The organism is Streptomyces sp. NH27 (assembly GCF_056859195.1).
The window spans coordinates 1-3453 of sequence record NZ_JACEGK010000689.1 but is presented as its reverse complement, the minus strand read 5'-3'; the positions used below and the strand labels follow the sequence as shown (position 1 = coordinate 3453).

The 3453-nt window shown below is 70.7% G+C and carries 2 protein-coding genes; both read right to left on the bottom strand.

Annotated features, from left to right (window positions below; translation table 11 throughout):
• Nucleotides 1–621 (bottom strand): TetR family transcriptional regulator (locus AC13HU_RS34455; RefSeq protein ID WP_483045930.1); only part of this gene is annotated, 621 nt, incomplete at its 3' end.
• Nucleotides 622–764: 143 nt separating this feature from the next.
• Nucleotides 765–3137 (bottom strand): glycosyl hydrolase family 18 protein, encoded by a 2373-nt coding sequence (locus tag AC13HU_RS34450; protein WP_483045929.1) that lies wholly within the window; start codon nt 3135–3137, stop codon nt 765–767.
• Nucleotides 3138–3453 lie beyond the last annotated feature (316 nt).

Sequence of the window (3453 nt, the reverse complement as noted above, 5' to 3'; positions counted from 1 at the left end):
GAGCAGGGCCCGGGCCACGGGCAGCAGGAGCGCCGCGGGGGGCTCGGCGGTGCGGGCCGCGCGCCGGCTGCGCTGCGTACGCAGCGTCGCGCGGGCGGCGGACAGCGCGGCGCCGGCGAGGACGGCCGCGCGCAGATCGCGATCCGGGGTGCCGGGCGGCAGCCGCCGCTCGACGAGCGTGGCGAGCCGGTCCTCGAAGTGCACGAACTCCTGCACCAGCCGCGCCATCACCAGGGACTCGGTGCCCTCCGGCGCGTGGGTGAGCGCGCTCAGGCTGCTGGCGCCGAAGGAGCGGGCCGCCGCCAGCAGCGCCCCGCACACCGCGTCGAGCGGCGGCTCCCCGGCCGGCCGGGCCGCCAACTCCGCCTCCAGCCGGGCGAACAGCTCCACCCCGTCGGGCAGCAGCAGCGCCTCCTTGCTGTCGAAGTAGCGGAAGAAGGTGCGCTCGGAGACGTTGGCGCCGCCGGCGATGTCGGCGATCGTGGTGCCCGCGAATCCGTGGACGGCGAAGAGACGGGTGGCGCTCTCGCGCAACTCGTGCCGGGTCTGCTCCTTCTTGCGCTCTCGCAGCCCGGGTTCGGACGCGGCTTCGGACGCGGCTTCGGGTGGTGTGACCTGCATGGCGCTCAGCCTAGCCAACGTGTCGGCCATGTCAATTGGCATCCCTGCCAGTTTTGTCCCAGCCGTGCGACCAGCGGCCGGGGCCGCCCGGGTGCGCTCCCGGACGGCCCCAGCAGGTGTTCGCTCCGTTCAGGGTGCCGCCGTCAGTTCTGGAGCCCGGTGTTGAGGGCGTTGAGCAGCGAACCGTCGGGGGTGTCGCCGGACATCTCCCAGATCATCGCGCCCAGCAGGTGCTTGGACTTGATGTACTGGGCCTTCTTGCCGATGGACCAGGTGTCGTCGAAGGACCACCACTGGCCGCCCGCGCCGGTGTAGCCGTAGGTGGCCACGGTCTGGTCGTTGTGGTAGACGGTCAGGCCCGGCACGCTGGTGATCAGGTTGTTGTAGCCGCGGGTGCCGGCCTCCTCGGCGAACTGGCCGGGCGCGGCGCCGTTGGCGCTCTGCCACTCGCCGTTCGCCCCACCGTCGGCCACCTGCTGCCAGCCTCTGCCGTAGAAGGGGAAGCCGATGGTGAGCTTGCGCGGGCTGACGCCGGCGTCGAGGTAGGTCTGCACCGCGCCGTCGACGCTGAAGTCGTTCGGGTAGGGCGAGTTGGGGTCGGGGTAGAGGTTGGCCTGGTCACCGGTGCGGTTCGGCTCCCAGGAGTTGTCGCTGCCCGAGCCGTGGAAGTCGTAGCCCTGGATGTTCTCGATGTCCAGGTTCTTCGACACCTGCGGCAGGTCCCAGCCGGCGTCGATCTTCTTCGGGTCGGCCGGAGTGAAGGCGGTGAGCAGCTTGTGGTCGCCGCCGAGCGCGTCGAGCTCTGTGCGGAACTCGGCGATCAGCGCGGTGAAGTTCGCCTTGTCGTTGGTGCTCCAGTGGTTGCCGGGGTGGCCGTCCGCGGAGCCGGGCCACTCCCAGTCGAGGTCGAAGCCGTCGAAGATGCCCGCGGCGACGCCCGGACCGCCCGCGCCCTCGGTCTCCGGCAGGTTGCCCTTGATGTACATGTCGATGCAGGACTGCACGAACTTCTTGCGGGAGGCGTCGGTGGCGGCCACGTCGGAGAAGTACTTGGAGTACGTCCAGCCGCCGAGCGACATCACGACCTTCAGGTTCGGGTACTTGGCCTTGAGCTCCTTGAGCTGGTTGAAGTTGCCGCGCAGCTTGCCCCAGCCGTCGTCGGCCTGGCCGTTGACGGACTGCGAGGCGGGGAACGCCCGGCCGTAGTCGGCGTCCGCGTCGCCGGCGCCGTCACCCTGGCTCGGGTCCTCCGGGTCGGCCGTGGTGGCCTTGGTCACGCCGTTGAGGCAGGTGAGGTTGGCCGGGTCGATGTTGCCGAACGCGTAGTTGATCACGTCCAGCTTGGCGGCGGCGCCCGAGGTGTCGAGGTTCTTCACGAAGTACTGGCGGCCGTAGATACCCCACTGCACGAAGTAGCCGACCTTGGCGTACCCGCCGTTGCCCACGGCCTCCTGGGTGGTGACGGAGACCGGCTTGCCGGCCGGCGAGGCGTTGTCGGCCAGGTCGCGGGCCTTCACGGTGAAGGTGTACGTGGTGGCGGGCGCGAGACCGACCAGGGTGGTGGTGAGGGTGTCGGCGGGCACCGTCGCGGCGAGCGTCGAGCCCTGGTAGACGTCGTAGGCGGCGACGCGGATGTTGTCGGTCGCCGCGTCCCACGACAGCTGGACGGTGCTGGAGGTGACGGTGCCCGCCCGCAGGTTGCCCGGGGCGGTCGGCGGAATCGTGTCGGTGGACGGGTCGAAGGTGGTCGCGGTGACCGGGTCACTGGCCGGGCCGGTGTTGCCGCGGGTGTCCTTCGCCCGCACCGTGAACTGGTACGACGTCGCCGGGGACAGGTTGGGCACGGTCGCCGTGGTGGTGGCGCTGGAGGCCACGACGGTGTCGCCCTGCAGCACGTCGTAGGACGCCACGGGGAAGTCGCCGATGGCCGCCGCGGTCCACTTCAGGCTCACCGTGTGCGCGGTGGCGTCGGCGACGGCGACGCCGGTCGGCGCCTTCGGGGGGACCGCCGGGCTGCCGTCGCACTTGTCGCCGTTGATCAGGCACCCGGTCGGCACGCTGATCGGGCCCGACGCCTGGAACGTGTAGCTGTACGGGTAGGTGGACCCGTTCGCCGGGATCGTCGAGTTGTAGTACGCGGGCGTGACGACGACGTGCGAGCCGGTGACGGTGCTGGTGCCGTTCGTCTCGCTGCTGATCTTCACACCGGCCGGAAGGTCGAACTCCAGGCTCCAGCCGTTCACGGCGGCCGACGAGCCGTTCTTGACGACGTAGCTGCCGGACCACGACGAGCCGCTGCCGGTGCTGCTGAACTCCGCGGTGAGTACGCCCGCGGCATGCGCGGCTGGGGTGTTGAGCCCGACGAGCCCGGCCAGCGCGAGGGCGATGGCGGTGAGTCCGGTGGCCAGCCGGGCGCGTAACCGCGCCGACCGGCGGAGAGGTCTGGGCGTTCTGAGTCCTGGGAACACGGCTCTCCTTGGTGGTGGGGGGATGCCCAGGGCAGCGCGGAACGGCATGACTCCCGCTCCACGTCGCACTGTCGGGGTATCGCACAGCCAGGACAGCCGAGGCCGCCGTCGAGCGGCAATGGGTCGGACGAACAATTGGACTGTACCAATCTGGGCGCCGCGGGCGAGGCCGGACGCGTTGCCGCAGATGAAAAGGGACTAGACCAATTGCCGTGATTTTGCTGTCCCTTGACCGTCCGGGGGCGCCGGAAGCTGTGCGCCGCTCTGTGGATCGCCTGTGCGCCGCGCCGGGCCGCATGACGATGGCGGCGGTCTCCGGAGCGGGTGCTGGAACGGGCGCCGGAACAGGCGTCGGAACAGGTGC

Excerpts from the sequence above, each read along its gene's own strand:
- AC13HU_RS34450 (WP_483045929.1), bottom strand. The coding sequence starts at position 3,137 with ATGCCGTTCCGCGCTGCCCTGGGCATCCCCCCACCACCAAGGAGAGCC.